The following is a 16,631-nucleotide window of genomic DNA, read 5'->3' as shown; positions in this document are numbered from 1 at the left end:
ACGAGGACGATCCCCTGTTCGAGCTGTCGTCGGACAAGATCGACACCGAGGTCCCCTCCCCCGCCAGCGGGGTGCTCAAGGAGATCAAGGTCGAGGTCGACGAGACCGTCGAGGTCGGCACCGTCGTGGCCATCATCGGCGCCGGCGGTGGTGGCGGCGGACAGGACACGGCCGAGGACGCCGGAGCGGACGAGGACGCGGAGACCGACGCCGACGCCGATCAGTACAAGGCCGGCGACGCCGAGGAGTCGCAGCCCAGCGGCGACAGCGCCGGCAACGGCGGGGTCGCTGGTGGCGACGCACTGATGTCACCGATCGTGCGCCGGATGATCGCCGAGCACGATCTCGACCCGGAGCAGATCGAAGGCTCCGGTCAGGGCGGGCGCATCACGCGTGAGGACGTCCAGGCCGCGATCGACAGTGGTGACGGAGCCGAGGCCGAGAAGGCGAAGAAGCCGGAGGCCGAGCCGAAGAAGGCGCCGCAGCCGACGAGAGCCGGCCGCGGCGACGACAGGTCCGGCTTCGAGGCCGGCGAGCGCGAGCGGGTCGAGAAGCTGACGCGCATCCGCCAGCGCATCGCGGCGAAGATGCAGGAGTCGCTGACCAACACCGCGCAGCTGACCACGGTGCAGGAGGCCGACATGACCCACATCATGCGGCTGCGCGCCCAGCACAAGGACGAGTTCAAGCAGCGCGAGGGTGCGTCGCTGTCGCCGTTCGCCTTCCTGGCCCGCGCGGCGATCCTCGCGATCAGGCGCCACCCGACGGTCAACGCGCGGGTGGACTGGGACGCGGGCGAGGTGCTGTACCGCGACTACGTGAACCTCGGCATCGCGGTCGACACCGAGAAGGGTCTGCTGGTCCCGAACATCAAGAACGCCGACGATCTGACGCTAGCGGCGCTGGCTCGCAACATCGCCGAGGTCGCCGGCAAGGCGCGTGGCAAGGGTCAGCTCGAGATGTCCGACATCCAGGGCGGCACCTTCACGGTCACCAACACCGGCAGCCGCGGCGTCCTGATCGACACCCCGATCCTGAACTACCCCGAGGTCGCGATCATGGGCACGGGCGCGATCCAGAAGCGCCCGAAGGTCGTCAACGACGGGCTGGGCGACACCATCGCGATCCGTGATCTGGTGTACCTCTGCCTGACCTACGACCACCAGATCCTCGACGGGGCCGACGCGGCACGCTACGTCACCGACGTCAAGGAGGTCGTCGAGACCCATGACTGGGAGGCCGAGCTCGGCGTGTGACGCACCGCGATCACGGCCGCGGTGCGACCGTGATCGCCGTTGACATCGGGCGCGTCGACTACGGCGACGCGCTCGATCTGCAGCACAGGCTCGCGGCCGAACGCGCGAACGACGAGCGCGGGGACGTGCTCGTCGTCTGCGAGCACGCGGCGGTCTACACCGCTGGGCGCAACGCCGACCCGGACAACGTGCTCGACGCGTCGACGATCCCTGTGGTGCGTGCCGACCGTGGTGGTGACATCACCTACCACGGCCCCGGACAGGTCGTGATCTACCCGATCATCCGCCTCGACAGCTCGCGCGAGGTGCGCCGCTACGTCGGCGTGCTGCAGGAAGCGTGCATCGCGGTGGCGGCCATGCACGGCATCACCGCCCACGCCGAGCCCGCACTGCCCGGCGTGTGGGTGGGCGACGAGAAGCTCGCGGCGATCGGTGTCCGGGTACGCCGTGGCTCCACCAGCCACGGGTTGGCGTTCAACGTCGATCCGGACCTGTCGGACTACGACGGCATCGTGGCGTGCGGCATCCGCGGCCGCGGGGTGTGCTCGCTGGCGTCGTTGGGTGTGCGGACGTCGACCGACGGCGTCGCACGCGCACTCGTCGACGCGCTGGCCCGGGGACTCGACCGACCGGTGCGCTGGTCCGACGCCGCCGGTCTCGACGCCGCCGGACAGGCGGCGTGAGTGGTGTCCCCGACCGCTCCGCACCACCGGGACGCACCTAGAATCGGTGAGGTCCACGGCTCCGCACACGACCGAAGGTCACAGCACGTGAGCTCGATCATCCCCGACGGCGCCACACGGCTGACCGTGGTCGGCGCGCCGTCCGTCGCGCAGCGCAAGCCGTCGTGGATCAAGCGGCAGGTGCCGCTGGCAGGCCCCAACTATCGCGACCTCAAACGCACCATGCGCGAGAACGACCTGCACACCGTGTGCGAGGAGGCGGGCTGTCCCAACATCCACGAGTGCTGGGAGGACCGGGACGCCACCGTGCTGATCGGCGGCCCGGATTGCACACGGCGGTGCGGCTTCTGCGAGATCGCGACCGGTAAGCCGACCGAGTACGACCGGGACGAGCCACGCCGCGTGGCCGAGGCGGTTGAGAAGATGGGCCTGAACTTCGCGGTCGTGACCGGTGTCGCGCGCGACGACCTGCCCGACGGCGCCGCCTGGCTCTACGCCGAGACCTGTCGGCAGATCAAGCAGCGGCTACCCCACTGCGGGGTGGAGCTGCTCGTCGATGACTTCCGCGGCCGCGAGGAACCGCTGCGGATGGTCCTCGAGTCCGAGCCGGAGGTGTTGGCACACAACCTCGAGACACCGCGCCGGCTGTTCCGCCACGTGAGGCCCGGGTTCCGCTACGACCGCAGCCTCGAGCTGCTGGACCGCGCACGCCGCTGGTCGCGCAGCGCCACCAAGTCCAACCTGATGCTCGGCATGGGCGAGACCGAGGACGAGGTGGTCGACGCGATGCGCGATCTGCGCTCGGTGGGCTGCCAGCTGCTGACCATCAACCAGTACCTCCAGCCCACCCACCGGCACCTCGCGCTGCAGCGGTACGTGGAGCCCGCCGAGTTCGAGCGCTACCACCGCATCGGCATGGACATGGGCTTCGACTGGGTCGAGTCCGGGCCGCTCGTCCGCTCGTCGTACCGCGCCGGCCGTCAGGCCGAACGCGCCGGCGTCTGGCGCCGCCCCGATCCCGTCGGCGTCGCGGGCTGACACCCGGGCACGGTCGCGCTAGCGTTGCCGGCTCGCCGTACCCCCCACCCACCCACGCGCACGAGAAGGTGACGCGCACATGTGGAGCGTTCCCCACCTGCACGGCCTGCTTCTCGCACAGCAGGGCAACCTCGGCGAGGAGGCGCAGCAGGCCTGCGACGACAGCCAGATCTGCTCGTACTTCCTCGACCTGACCAACAGCGAGTTCTGGGCCCAGCTGCTCGGCGTGCTCGTCCCCGACATCCTGCGGACCGTCGGGATCTTCTTCATCGCGTGGGTGCTCGTGCGCATCGTGCGCCGGGCGATCCGCTCGATCGTCACCGACATGGTCGAGAACCGTCAGGAGCGCGCCGACGGCGGTCGTCGCAAGCGCCTGTCGATCGCGTCGACCCAGTCGATCGATCCGGCGCGCGCGGCGATGCGCACCGAGACGCTCGGCAACGTCCTGCGCAGCCTCGCGAGCCTGATCGTCTGGACGGCGGCGATCTTCGTTGCCGCCGCGTCGTTGAAGACCGTCGACGTCAACCTCGGACCGCTGATCGCCGGTGCGGGCATCGTCGGCGTGGCACTCGGCTTCGGTGCCCAGTCGCTGGTCAAGGACTTCATCTCGGGCATCTTCATGCTGCTCGAGGACCAGTACGGCGTCGGCGACATCGTCGACGTCGGCCCCGCGACCGGCGTCGTCGAGGGGATCACGCTGCGCACCACCCGCCTGCGCGCCGTCGACGGTGTGCTCTGGCACGTGCCGAACGGTGAGATCGTCCGAGTCGGCAACCTCAGCCAGCAGTGGTCGCGGTCGCTGCTGGACATCCCCGTGGCGTACGGCACCGACCTCAACCAGGCGATCTCGGTCATCAAGTCGACCGCCGACGCGCTGTGGCATGACGACGACTGGCGCGGCCTCGTGCTGGAGGAACCCGACGTCTGGGGCGTCGAGCAGTTCGCCGACAGCGCCGTGATGATCCGCCTGGTTCTCAAGGTGGTGCCCGCGCAGCAGTGGGCGGTCAGCCGCGAGCTGCGGTTGCGCCTGAAGGCCGCGTTCGATGACGCCGGCATCGAGATCCCCTTCCCGCAACAGGTCGTGTGGATGCGCACCGAAGGCGGCGACGACGTGGCGGCGGGCAACGGCGAGGTGCCCGCGTCCTCCGAGCCGCGCACGCGTCACCGGGCCCGGACGGGCGACTACGAGAGCGCCCCACCGATGTCGGCGGACGACGATGGTGACACGGCCGACTCCGCGCAGAGCGAGGGCGAGGACCGCTGACCTGAACGTCGCGCGGACGATGTTACGGCAGCGAAACAGTCGAGTAATGGCCGCGACAACCGCCGTGGCTATGGTTGCCCGACGCGCGAGGACCTCCGTGGGTCATGGCGTGCACGGCGTCGGCTAGGGTCCGGCGCCGGGGCGAGTCGAACGCGCCGCCCCCACACACGAGAGGAGCAACGTTGGCGAGTTCACCTGACGACGTACTTGGCCGGATCGAGGACGAGGGCATCCAGTTCGTCGATCTGCGCTTCTGCGACCTTCCCGGGCTGATGCAGCACTTCTCGGTGCCGGCCCACGAGCTGACCGAGGATGTCTTCGCCGACGGCCTCGGATTCGACGGGTCGAGCATCCGCGGGTTCCAGGAGATCCAGGAATCCGACATGATCCTGATCCCTGATCCCGACACCGCACAGGTCGATCCCTTCCGCCAGCACCCGACGCTGAACATCAACTGCTTCGTCCACGACCCGGTGACCGGCGAGTCCTACAGCCGCGACCCCCGCTACATCGCCAGGAAGGCGGAGCAGCACCTCGCGGGGACGGGTGTCGCCGACACCGCATACTTCGGGCCTGAGGCCGAGTTCTTCATCCTCGACGACGTGCGGTTCGACACGAAGCCGTCCCACTCCTACTTCTACGTCGACTCGGTAGAGGCCGCGTGGAACACGGGCAAGGCGGAAGGCCCGAACCTCGGCTACAAGCCGCGGCACAAGGAGGGCTACTTTCCGGTGCCGCCGATGGACCACTACCAGGATCTGCGGTCCGAGATGGTGCTCGAGCTCGAGGCGGCCGGGATCCCGATCGAGGTGCAGCACCACGAGGTGGGCACGGCGGGCCAGGCCGAGATCGACATGGTCTTCGACAGCCTGCTGCGCACCGCCGACAAGCTGATGATGTACAAGTACATCGTCAAGAACGTGGCGCACAAGTACGGCAAGACCGTCACGTTCATGCCCAAGCCGATCTTCGAGGACAACGGCTCGGGCATGCACACCCACCAGTCGCTGTGGAACGGTGACGAGCCACTGTTCTACGACGAGGCCGGCTACGCGGGCCTGTCGGACATGGCGCGCTGGTACATCGGCGGCCTGCTGACCCACGCCCCCAGCGTGCTGGCCTTCAGCAACCCGACCACCAACTCGTACCGGCGGCTCGTACCGGGCTACGAGGCACCGGTCAACCTGGTGTACAGCCAGCGCAACCGCTCGGCCGCGTGCCGCGTGCCGCTGTACTCGCAGTCGCCGAAGGCCAAGCGCGTCGAGTTCCGCGTGCCCGACCCGTCGTGCAACCCGTACCTGGCATTCTCGGCGATGCTCATGGCCGGCCTGGACGGCATCCGCAACAAGATCGAGCCGCCCGACCCGGTCGACAAGGACATCTACGAGCTGCCACGCGAGGAGCTCGAGAGCCTGCCGAGCGTGCCGGCGAGCCTCGAGGAGGCGCTGGCAGCGCTGGGCGACGACCACGAGTACCTGCTCGAGGGCGGCGTCTTCACCGAGGACGTCATCGAGGGCTGGATCGGCTACAAGATGGACAACGAGGTGTCGCAGGTCCGCCTGCGTCCGCACCCCTACGAGTTCCACATGTACTACGACATCTAGACCCCACCGCGTGCCAGCGCGCCGAACGAGCTGTTCCGGACACCAGTCACGCCGCCGGTAGTGTCACTGGTGTCCGGATCGCATCGCTCGCGGGGTTGGCTGTGTCGGAACGACTGTGCGGCCGGCGACGTCCAACGACCGTGGGACGGTTCAAGACACTGCTGGTCGTCATGGCGCTGTCGCTGGTCGGTGCCTGCGGCGAGGCGACGCCGAGCGGAGCGCCGACGGACGGGTCCGCCGCCGCCACGCCGACGCAGGCGACCACGGGCGGGGCGCCGCAGGAGTACCGGACGCTCGCGACGGTGCTGGAGAAGCCGGACGGCGCGCCGATGATGTGCCACGCCGTGGCCGAGTCGTACCCGCCCCAGTGCGGCGGTCCGGAGATCGTCGGCTGGGACTGGGACGCGATCGGCGGCGAGGAGTCGGCCAGCGGCGTGACCTGGGTCGACGCCGTGCTGACCGGCACCTGGGACGGCGAGCGGCTGACACTGACCCACCCCGCCGAGCCGGCGTCGGCCTGGCCGGAACCGCCACCGCTGGACCCCGCGGAGCTCGCCCCCGGCTGCGATGAGCCCGACGTCGTGGACCCCTCGCACGGCTACGAGGAGGTGGACGCGGTGATCGAACCACTGGAGCGGGCGGGGGTGTCCACGATCCGCGTGTCGGACCCCGCGGGTGCCTGGGACGGGCCGTTCGTGCTGACGGTTGTCGTCCCGCCGGGGCGCGCGGAGGACATCACCGCGTTGATCCGCCATGACTACGGTGGGCCGCTGTGCGTGGTCGAGCGGGACCTGCCGTCGATGGCCGAACTGTCCGCCCTGCAGGACGAGGTGATCGCGGCGCAGGAGGACGGTGGAACGCCGCTGGGACCGCCCCTCGGCTCGTATCCCGACACCGAGCGCGGCGTCGTGGTGGTCCAGGTGATCGCCGCGACCGACGAGGCGCGCGCGTGGGCGCAGCAGCGCTGGGGCGACCGTGTGGAGCTGGAGGGGCTGCTGCAGCCGGTCGACTGACGCGCGACAGGTTGCCGGGAGCCTGGTGACGCGATGTGGTCATCTGGCTACCCGCAACGCGGTGGTGCACGTCACACGTAGCGTTCGAGCACCAGGGCGACGCCGTCCTCGTCGTTGGATGCGGTGACCGTGTCGGCGACGGCGTGCACGCTGGGGTGCGCGTTGGCGACGGCGACCGCGTGCCCGGCCCACTCGAGCATCGGGATGTCGTTGGGCATGTCGCCGAACGCAATGACCGCCGCCGCGGCGATGTCCCACTGCGCCGCGAGCCGCTCGAGCGTGGCGGCCTTGCTGACGTGCGCGGCGGCGATCTCCAACAGGTCGGCACCCGAGAAGTAGACGCTGGCCGCCCCGCCGAGCACGTCGATCGCCCGCGCGGCCGCCGCGTCGATGTCGACGTCGGACACGCGCGCGAGGATCTTGACCGGTGGCTCGGCCAGCAGTTCGTCATCGCTGTCGGCGTAGGCGACCTGCGGCATCCGCTCGGAGTTGCGGATGCCACGCGGGTAGCCGCGCTCGTGCGCGAACCCGTCGGGGCGCTCGACGCCGAACGTCGTGCCGGGAAACGCGGCGCGCAGGCGGTGGATGACCGCCCTGGCCGTGTCGACGTCAAGGTGGGCGCTGTCGACAACCTCCGACGTGGCAAGGTCGACGACCAGCGCGCCGTTGGCGGCGACCGCGATCCCGGTGTTGCCCAGCAACTCGGCGATCGGCCCCAGCCACCGGGGCGGTCGCCCGGTGACGATCAGCACGCGGATGCCCGCGTCGTCGACCTGCCGGACCGTCGCCGCCGTCCGCTCGCTGATGGTCCCGTCGCTGCGCAGCAGCGTGCCGTCGAAGTCGATCGCGACGAGCGCGGGCCGCGTCGGCGTCGCGTCCCTTCCGACGTCGAGGTTCAATAGAACACCTGCTCGTGGACGTTGCGGACCCGGCGCATCGAGCGGCGCAGTTCCTCCTCGAGCCGTTGGATCCCCGGCGGGTCGTACCCGAGGAGCTGCGCGGCGTGCGCGCGGACGTCGCTGCGTGCGCGCAGCACGTGGCTCGAGCGCTCCCCCATGAGGTACAGCACGTTGCGGAGCTGCGTCAACGTGCGCCAGCCGTGCAGCAGCCAGCCGTGCTGGCGCTCGTCGATGTAGCCGGTGTCGGCGGCGGCGGTCAGGCCCGCCCGCGTGCCGGGTCGGCGCAACGCCTCGTGGCGCCCACCGTGCGCCAGTGCCAGCAGTTGCACCGTCCACTCGATGTCCGACAGGCCACCGGTACCGAGCTTGAGATCCACCTCGCCGTCGCGCCCGCGGGCACGTTCACGTTCCACACGCGCCTTCATCGACCGGACCGCACTGAGCCGGTCAATGGACGCCGGGTCCTCGTAGACATGACCGGCGACCAGCTCCATCCACCGGCGCCCCAGATCGCGGTCGCCCGCGACCACCCGCGCCTGCGTCAGCGCGAGGAACTCCCACGGCTGCGCCCAGCGTTCGTAGTAGCGCGCGTAGGACTCCAGGGTCCGCGCGAGCGGCCCGTCCCGTCCCTCGGGACGCAGCCCGAGATCGATCGTGAACGCGGGCGCCGTCGGCGCGATGACGGCGACGAGCGAAACCATGCGTTCGACCGCGGCGCGCGCCTCCTCACGCGCATCCGGCGGATCGAACACCACCATCACATCGAGATCGCTCGCATATCCCAGCTCGCCCGCGCCCAGCCTGCCGAGGCCGATCACAGCCAGATCGACCTCGGCGTCGGCGACCGCGAGCCGCACCGCCACGTCGAGCACGGCGTCGGCCACGCCGGCCAGGTGCTCGGTGACGGCTTCGACATCAGTGTGGCCGGACAGATCGCGGATCGCGGTCCACACCAGCTCGCGGCGCAGTCGTCGCCCGATCGCCGACGCGCGGTACTCGGCGTCACCGGCTCGTGCCAGCAGTGCGTCGAGCTGGGTGTGGACGGCATCGAGGTCGAACGGCTCGTCGAGCGTCGACGGATCGCCCAGGCGGCTGATGAGGTCGGGGTCGCGGACGAGCCACGAGCCGATCCGCCGCGAGCGCCCCAGCAGCATGACGAGCAGCTCACCGCTCGGCGGCGCGTCGCGCAGGGTTGTCAGCAGCGTGGGATCCCGTTCGAGCCGCTCACACAGCGTGCGCAGCTCGATCAGCCCGCCATCGGGATCCGGCGCCGACGCCAGGGTGGGCAGCACCGCGGGCAGCGTCGTCCGCAGCACGCGCGCGAGCCGGGTCGTCCCGCCGACCATCGCGTCGAGATGAGTGACGGCGCGCTTGGCGGCGACGAAGCCCAGCGCCTCCAGTCGCTCGCGCGCCGCCTGCTCGTCCAGGCCATGACCGAGCTGGCGTTGTTCCGCGGAGGTCAGCTCGCCGAAGCGGGTGAGCAGCGGCCGGTAGAACAGTTTCTCGTGCAGCCGACGGACATAGCCCTGCACGCGGGAGAACTCGCGGTCGAACTGCTCGAGGGCGTCGGCCGCCCGGATGTCACGGAAGCCGAACGCCCGGGCCAGTCGGCGCCGGTCGCGGCGGTCGTCGGGAACGACGTGGGTGCGTCGCATGCGGCGCAGCTGCAGCCGGTGCTCGATGGTGCGCAGGAACTGGTAGGCGTCGCTGAACAGGTTCGCGTCGCCGTCATCGATGTAGCCGCCGGCGGCGAGTGCGGCCAGGCCGTCCAGGGTGTTGGTCGTGCGCAGGCGCGCGTCCGCGCGCCCGTGGACGAGCTGTAGCAGCTGGACGGCGAACTCGATGTCGCGCAGGCCGCCCGGCGCGAGCTTGAGCTGACGGGCACCGGCCGAGCGCACGGGCGCGCTGCGCTCGACGACCGTCTTCATCCGCTGGATCTCGGCCACGGCGCCGTCCGCGAGGCGCTCGGGCCACACGAACGGCTCGACCAGCGTGGTGAACTCGTCACCCAGCGCGGCGTCCCCTGCGATCGGTCGGGCCTTGAGCAGTGCCTGGAACTCCCACGTCTTCGCCCAGCGTGTGTAGTAGCGCTCGTAGGCCGCGATGCTGCGCACCAGCGCGCCGTCGCTGCCCTCGGGACGCAGGTTGGTGTCGATCTCGTAGACCCTGCCGGCGGGCGTGACCGAACCGAGCACGTCGAGCAACGACCGCGCCGCATCGGATGTCGCATCGGCGTCGCTCGCGACGAACAGCAGGTCGACGTCGGAGACGTAGTTGAGCTCGCGTCCGCCCAGCTTGCCCATCGCGATGACCGCGAGACCGATGTCATCGCCGTCGGTGACGTGGCCGAAGGCGGCGCCAATGACGCCCTCGGCCAGGTCGGACAGCTCGGCCGTCGCGGTCGGGGTGTCTGCCATGCCGAGCAGATCGCGCAGCGCGACGCGCAACGCGCCGAGCCGCTGCAACTCGGCCAGCGTGGTCGCGCCGTCGTGGTCGAGCGCGGCGCGTGCCCGCTCGTGCACGTCGTCGAACGACCACGCGGTCAGGTCGCCGCGCAGCACATCGCGCGCGGCGGCGGACCGCACGACCAGATCGGGCAGGGCGTCGCTGGCACCCGCGAGGAATGCGAGGCGCCGTAGGTGGTCGTCGGACTGCGCGAGCGCATGCCAGGCGTCGGCGTCACGCGCCGCGAGGTCGCACACGGCGGACAGCGCGGTCGGTGGATGGGCCCCGAGGCCCAGTCGTTCGAGCACGCGAACGAGATCGTCGCCGGCGAGGCCGAGGGGAGCCAGTTGCTCGGCGGCGCTGCCGCTGTCCAGCCCGAACAGCGCGAGCAGCCGCCCGTCGAGATCGGTCATCACGTGGCGACGCGCTTACAGCATCGGCAGGTAGCGCTGGACCTCGTACGGCGTCACCTGCGCGCGGTACGCGTCCCACTCGACACGCTTGTTGCGCAGGAAGAAGTCGAAGACGTGCTCACCGAGCGTCTCGGCGATCAGTTCGGAGGCCTCCATCTCGCGCAGCGCCTCGTCGAGGTTGCCCGGCAGGCTGGCGATGCCCGCGGCGCGACGTTGCGCGTCGGTCATCTCGAAGATGTTGCCCTCGGTCTCGGGCACGAGGTCGTAGCCCTTCTCGATGCCCCGCAGGCCGGCGGCCAGCACGACGGCGAACATCAGGTACGGGTTGCAGGCCGGGTCGGGGACGCGTAGCTCGACCCGTGCCGACGCGCTCTTCGACGGCTTGTACGTCGGCACCCTGATCAGCGCCGAGCGGTTGTAGCGGCCCCATGAGACGTGCACGGGAGCCTCACCGGTGGGAAACGGCCCGCGCATTGCCGCCGACAGGCGCTTGTAGCTGTTGACCCACTGGCAGCACACGGCGCTGATCTCGCGCGCGTGCGTCAGCAGCCCGGCGACGAACTGGCGGGCGACGGACGACAGGTTCGCCGGATCGTCGGGGTCGTGGAACGCGTTTGTGTCGCCCTCGAACAGCGACACGTGCGTGTGCATCGCGCTGCCCCAGTGCTCGGCGAGCGGCTTGGGCATGAAGGTCGCGTACACCCCGTGCTGCATGGCGACCTCTTTGACCACCATGCGGTAGGTCATGACGTTGTCGGCCATCGACAGCGCATCGGCGTAGCGCAGATCGATCTCGTGCTGGCTCGGTGCGACCTCGTGGTGCGAGTACTCGACGCTGATGCCCATGGCCTCCAGCGTCTGGATCGCGTCGCGCCGGAAGTCCGACTGCATCTCTGTCGGTGTCAGGTCGAAGTAGCCACCCGAGTCCAGCGGGACCGGTTCCTCGGCTGACCGGAACAGGAAGAACTCGATCTCCGGGTGCACGTAGAACGTGAACCCGAGATCCTGCGCCCGCTGCAGGGCGCGGCGCAGCACGTGACGGGGGTCGCCGACGAACGGTTCGCCCTCGGGCGTGAAGATGTCGCAGAACATCCGCGCGACACCGCGGTCGCGCGGTCGCCACGGCAGGACCTGGAACGTCGTCGCATCGGGCACGGCCAGCATGTCCGACTCCTGGACGCGCGCGAAGCCGTCGACGGCGGAGCCGTCGAAGCCGATGCCCTCGCGGAACGCGCTCTCGAGCTCCGACGACGTGATCGCCACCGACTTGAGCATGCCGAGCACATCGGTGAACCACAGGCGGATGAAGCGGATGTCGCGCTCCTCGACCGTGCGGAGCACGTACTCCTGTTGCTTGTCCACGTCGGCAGCCTCCCTCGCCCGCCTGAACCGCACGCCCTCGGCGTCGTCAGGTGACGGCGATGGTACCGCCGGTCGCCGGCCCGACGCCGTCATGACCGGACCCCGATCATGGTGCGGCACGCGAGGTCGGCGGCCCGCCGGCGCGGACGGTCAGCAGCACACGCGACCGCGCGCCGGCACAGGAGACCGGCCCTCGAGGTCTGGTGCGAGGGCCGGTCGTGTCATGGGTCGGATCGGCTGGCAACGGCGGTGGCTACGAGTCCTGCAGGACCCGCCGGTCGTCGGCCTGCGGCGCGACGATCTCACCGTTCGGCGAGGTGCGCGGTCCGGCCGGATAGACCTGTGACCCGAGCGCGGCCTCCGGGTAGCCGTACATGCCGTGCTCGTGGATGTCGAGACCCTCGACCTCCTCCTCCTCGGAGACGCGCAGCGCACCGGCGGCCTTCAGGGCGAACCCGACGATGGCGGCCATGATCGCGACGAACACCGCGATCGAGACGACACCGACGAGCTGGGTGATCAGCTGGGACGCACCGCCACCGGTGAACAGCCCGACCTCGTTGCCGAACAGGGCCAGCCACACGCAGCCGAGCGCACCGCAGGTGCCGTGCACGCTGAACGCGCCGACCGCGTCGTCGACGCCGAGCTTGTCGACGGCGGCGACCGACAGGGCGACCAGCACACCGCCGACGACGCCGACGCCCAGGGCGCCGATGCCACCGACGAGGTCCGGTCCGGCCGTGATGCCCACGAGGCCGGCGAGGATGCCGTTGCAGGTCATCGACAGGTCGGGCTTGCCGTAGCGGATCCACGTGAACAGCATCGCCGAGATGCCGCCCGCGCAGCCGGCCAGCGTGGTCGTCGTCAGCACGGGCGCGACGGCGACGCCGTCAGCGGCGAGCACGGACCCGCCGTTGAAACCGAACCAGCCGAAGAACAGGATGAAGGTGCCGAGCGCGACCAGCGGTGCGCTGTGACCGGGGATGACCCGAGCAGAGCCGTCCGGCGCGAACTTGCCCCGACGCGGACCGAGGATCGCGGCCAGGGTCAGCGCGGCGACACCACCGGTCATGTGCACGACGCTGGATCCGGCGAAGTCGGTGTAGCCGAGCTCTGACAGCCAGCCGCCGCCCCACACCCAGTGCCCCACGATCGGGTAGATGACCGCGGTGAGCGCGACGGAGATCGCGACGAACGCGATGAACTTGATGCGCCCCGCGACCGCACCGGACACGATCGTGCCCGCGGTGGCGGCGAAGACCGCCTGGTACATGAAGTCCACGCCGATCGGGATGGCGCCCGCCTCGGTGACCGGCGCCGTCAGGCCGTCGGTGTAGCTGCCGGGCATCAGTGCGAACGAGTCGGTGCCGATGAGGCCGGCAGCGCTCGCGCCGTACATCAGACCGAAGCCGACGAGGAAGTACGCCACGATACCGAACGACATGTCCGCGATGTTCTTCATCATGATGTTCGCGGCGTTCTTCGAGCGGGTCAGCCCGCCCTCGAGCATCGCGAACCCGGCCTGCATGATGAACACCAGCGCGATGGCCAGCATGTAGAACACGACGTCGAGGTTGAGCTGCACCGTGGCGGTCTCGCTCAACTCCTGCGCCGCGGCCGGCCCCGCGAGCAGCATCACCGTTCCCAGCGCGCAACCTGCGATCAACAACATTCGCCTTGCCATCGTGCCTCCTATTCGGCTCGTGCCATCCGGACGCACACGCGCCCGACCATCCCGTGGCCTCAAGACGCACGATCTGCGCTGACCCGGACCGTGGAGGCAGCGGCCTCCCGGTCCCGTGTCGTCTTCGCACCAGCAGGTACAAGGGCGGCCCGGTACGGGTAGAACCGTAGGCAGCACTGCTTTCTCTGCGATTGCTCGACTGTTTCGGCTGCGTAAAAAGGCGTCAGATGCGGATCGCACTCGCTCAGCTCAACCCGACGGTGGGTGACATCGAGGGCAACGCCGCGGCCCTGCTCGCCGCGTACCGGCGGGCCGTCGACCGCGGCGCGCAGCTCGCGGTCAGCGCCGAGCTGGGTCTGACCGGCTACCCGCCGGACGACCTGCTGCTCAAACCCGCGTTCATCCGTGCGGTCGCCGAGCAGCTCGAAGAGCTGGCCGGGCAGATCGGATCCGCTCCCCTGCTCGTCGGCTACCCCGAGGACGTCAGCGACCTGTCGAGCCTGACGGGCATCGTGGGCGAGGACGCCATCCCGCAGGGTCTGGCCAACAGCGCGGCGTTGCTGGTCGACGGGCTGGTGGCACGCGTCTACCGCAAGCAGCGGATCCCCAACTACGGGGTCTTCGACGAGGCACGCTACTTCCGTGCCGGGTCCGACCTGGTCGTCTTCGACGTCGCCGATGCGCGGGTGGGGTTGACGGTCTGCGAGGATCTGTGGGGTGCCGGCGGCCCGGCGACCGACAGCGCACGCGCGGGCGCCCAGGTGGTGGTGAGCCCGAACGCCAGCCCCTTCCACACGGGCAAGCGGGCCGAGCGCGAACGCTGGGCGCGGCGTCACGCGACGGATGGCAGCGCATGGATCGCCTACGTCAACCTCGTCGGCGGTCAGGACGACGTCGTGTACGACGGCGACTCGTTCGTCATGGCGCCAGACGGCACCGTCGTGGCGCGCGCTGCGCGTTTCGACGAGGACCTGCTGATCGTCGACATCGACCCGGACGGCGGGACGCCCACCGCCGCGCGTGCCGAACCCGAGCGGCTGTCGGAACCGGCGGTCGTCTACGAGGCGCTCGTGCTCGCGACACGCGACTACCTGCGCAAGAACGGCTTCGAGCGCGCGCTCATCGGTCTGTCCGGCGGCATCGACAGTGCCCTGACGGCGGTCGTGGCCACGGATGCGCTCGGCCCCTCGAACGTGACGTGCGTCGCGATGCCGTCGCCCTACTCGTCCCCGGGATCGATCACGGACGCGCGTGACCTGGTCGACGCCCTCGGCTGCTCCTGGCTCGAGCTGCGCATCGATGACGTGATGAAGGCGTTCGACGCCACCCTGGCCGAGCCGTTCGCAGGAACCGAGGAGGGCATCGCTGAGGAGAACATCCAGTCGCGGATCCGCGGCACACTGCTGATGGCCCTGTCCAACAAGCGCGGTGATCTCGTGCTGGCCACGGGCAACAAGAGCGAGTACGCCGTCGGGTACGCCACCTTGTACGGCGACATGGCGGGTGGCTTCGCCCCGTTGAAGGACGTGTACAAGACGGTCGTGTACGAGCTGTGCGCCTACCGCAACGGGGCGCACCGCGACTCGTGGCTCGGACCGGCCGGCACGGTCGTCCCCCGGGCGATCATCGACAAGCCGCCGTCGGCTGAGCTGCGGCCCGATCAGGTCGACACCGACAGCCTGCCGGAGTACGGCACGCTCGACGCGATCCTCGCCGGCTACGTCGAGCAGTACCGCAGCGTCGACCGGCTCGTGGCCGACGGCCACGACCGGACGCTCGTCGCCGAGGTGACGCGGATGGTGGACCGGGCCGAGTACAAGCGCCGCCAGGCACCCCCCGGCGTGAAGGTCACGACGCGCGCGTTCGGCCGCGAGCGGCGGCTACCGATCACCCACCGGTGGGCCGGCTGAACGCATCTCGGCGGGCCACGTGCGCGGATCCAGTGTCAGCGCCTCGTGCAGGTGGTAGCCCTGACCGTACGGGACGCCGATGAAGCGCAGTGCGTACAACTCACGTTCGTTCTCGACACCCTCGGCGACCGTCTGCGCCCCGATCGCGCTGGCGAAGGCCTTGAGCGTGTAGCCGAGGGCGCGGAGGACGGCGTCCCCGTCGATGTCGCTGGTCAGGCTCGAGTCGAGCTTGACGATCTCCGGCTCGAGGCGCAGCACGTGCCGCAGGCTGGCGAAGCCCGAGCCGGTGTCGTCGACGGCGACGCGGACGCCCCGCGTCCGGAACGGTTGCAGCGCGTCCGCGAGCGCGCGGTAGTCGGTCACCCGGGCATGCTCGGTGATCTCCAGCACGACCCGGCCGAGGTCGACGTCGGCCAGGATGTCCTGCACATCGCACGACAGCAGCGCCTCCGGAGACACGTTCACCGACAGGTAGACGCCCTCGGCGAGGTGCTCCATCGCGGTGACGGCACGTCGCAACGCCGCCGCCTCGAGCTCGACGCCCAGGCCCGCGGCGGCCGCCAGTGCGAACCAGCTCTCGGTCGACCGGTTGGTGTCGGCCGGGAAGCGCGACAGGGCCTCGACGCCGACGATGCGACGCGAGTCGAGCTCGACGATCGGCTGCAGCACCATCTCGAGCGAGTTGTCGGCCAGCACGCGCGCCACGGCGGCGCGGTCGCCGCCGTCGGAATCGAGACGACCGACGTCGGCGACCATGCCGTCGAGGACGAGCCGGGTGATGAGGCTGCGCACGACGCGGCCCGCGGTCCGCTGTGCGACGCTCGTGCCGACGACACGCAGCACGGCCCACTCGACGCCGTCACGGACGAGGGGCAGGTCCACGTGCTCGACGCCGGGTGGTGCCGCATCGGCCGGCACCAGGGTGGCCTCCTGCAACCCGAGCTCGTCGGCGATCAGACGCAGCGCAGCCTCGGTGTGCGTACCGGGGACCGCGCCGCCGTCCGGCCCGTCGGTCGGGTCCGACCCACCACTGTGGGGCAACAGCGAAACCATCGGCGGG

The 16,631-nt window shown here is 70.3% G+C and carries 12 protein-coding genes; 7 read left to right on the top strand and 5 right to left on the bottom strand.

What is annotated here, in order from left to right; genetic code table 11:
* The 6 genes from VFZ70_04665 to VFZ70_04640 form a co-directional block, all read left to right on the top strand.
* A partial coding sequence (locus VFZ70_04665) for a dihydrolipoamide acetyltransferase family protein (GenBank protein ID HEX6255082.1) occupies positions 1–1,256 on the top strand: 1,256 nt, incomplete at its 5' end.
* Between the two features lie 29 nt (positions 1,257–1,285).
* Entirely contained in the window at positions 1,286–1,939 is a 654-nt protein-coding gene (gene lipB, locus VFZ70_04660; GenBank protein ID HEX6255081.1) for a lipoyl(octanoyl) transferase LipB, read from the top strand.
* An 87-nt stretch (positions 1,940–2,026) separates the two neighbouring features.
* Complete coding sequence (lipA, locus tag VFZ70_04655) at positions 2,027–2,977, top strand: lipoyl synthase (GenBank protein ID HEX6255080.1); 951 nt, start codon at positions 2,027–2,029, stop codon at positions 2,975–2,977.
* A 79-nt stretch (positions 2,978–3,056) separates the two neighbouring features.
* Complete coding sequence (locus VFZ70_04650; GenBank protein ID HEX6255079.1) at positions 3,057–4,241, top strand: mechanosensitive ion channel family protein; 1,185 nt, start codon at positions 3,057–3,059, stop codon at positions 4,239–4,241.
* Positions 4,242–4,423: 182 nt separating this feature from the next.
* A complete protein-coding gene (gene glnA, locus VFZ70_04645) occupies positions 4,424–5,845 on the top strand; it encodes a type I glutamate--ammonia ligase (protein ID HEX6255078.1) in 1,422 nt (473 codons plus the stop codon).
* Positions 5,846–5,985: 140 nt separating this feature from the next.
* A complete protein-coding gene (locus VFZ70_04640; GenBank protein ID HEX6255077.1) occupies positions 5,986–6,858 on the top strand; it encodes a hypothetical protein in 873 nt (290 codons plus the stop codon).
* 71 nt (positions 6,859–6,929) lie between these two features.
* Here the strand turns inward: VFZ70_04640 and VFZ70_04635 are convergent, their stop codons facing one another.
* The 4 genes from VFZ70_04635 to VFZ70_04620 all read right to left on the bottom strand — a co-directional run bounded on the left by VFZ70_04635 (position 6,930) and on the right by VFZ70_04620 (position 13,661).
* Complete coding sequence (locus VFZ70_04635; protein ID HEX6255076.1) at positions 6,930–7,757, bottom strand: Cof-type HAD-IIB family hydrolase; 828 nt, start codon at positions 7,755–7,757, stop codon at positions 6,930–6,932.
* The gene (locus VFZ70_04630) at positions 7,754–10,615 is read right to left on the bottom strand and encodes a bifunctional [glutamine synthetase] adenylyltransferase/[glutamine synthetase]-adenylyl-L-tyrosine phosphorylase (protein HEX6255075.1); all 2,862 of its coding nucleotides are present in this window, start codon (positions 10,613–10,615) and stop codon (positions 7,754–7,756) included. Before VFZ70_04630 ends, VFZ70_04635 begins: the two co-directional genes overlap by 4 nt.
* A 15-nt stretch (positions 10,616–10,630) precedes the next feature.
* Positions 10,631–11,977, bottom strand: a complete 1,347-nt coding sequence (locus VFZ70_04625) for a glutamine synthetase family protein (protein HEX6255074.1) — start codon at positions 11,975–11,977, stop codon at positions 10,631–10,633.
* 253 nt (positions 11,978–12,230) lie between these two features.
* The gene (locus VFZ70_04620; protein ID HEX6255073.1) at positions 12,231–13,661 is read right to left on the bottom strand and encodes an ammonium transporter; all 1,431 of its coding nucleotides are present in this window, start codon (positions 13,659–13,661) and stop codon (positions 12,231–12,233) included.
* A gap of 227 nt (positions 13,662–13,888) precedes the next feature.
* On the opposite strand from VFZ70_04620, the gene VFZ70_04615 reads away from it, so the two are divergent.
* A complete protein-coding gene (locus VFZ70_04615; GenBank protein HEX6255072.1) occupies positions 13,889–15,571 on the top strand; it encodes an NAD+ synthase in 1,683 nt (560 codons plus the stop codon).
* On the opposite strand, the gene VFZ70_04610 is transcribed toward VFZ70_04615, so the two are convergent.
* Entirely contained in the window at positions 15,542–16,624 is a 1,083-nt protein-coding gene (locus VFZ70_04610; protein HEX6255071.1) for an EAL domain-containing protein, read from the bottom strand. The two genes, VFZ70_04615 and VFZ70_04610, sit on opposite strands and share 30 nt — an antisense overlap.
* Positions 16,625–16,631: the final 7 nt, after the last annotated feature.

The organism is Euzebyales bacterium (genome assembly GCA_036374135.1).
Lineage (GTDB): Bacteria > Actinomycetota > Nitriliruptoria > Euzebyales > JAHELV01 > JAHELV01.
Note: the sequence above shows the minus strand (reverse complement) of the source record. Positions and strands in the feature narration are given on the sequence as shown.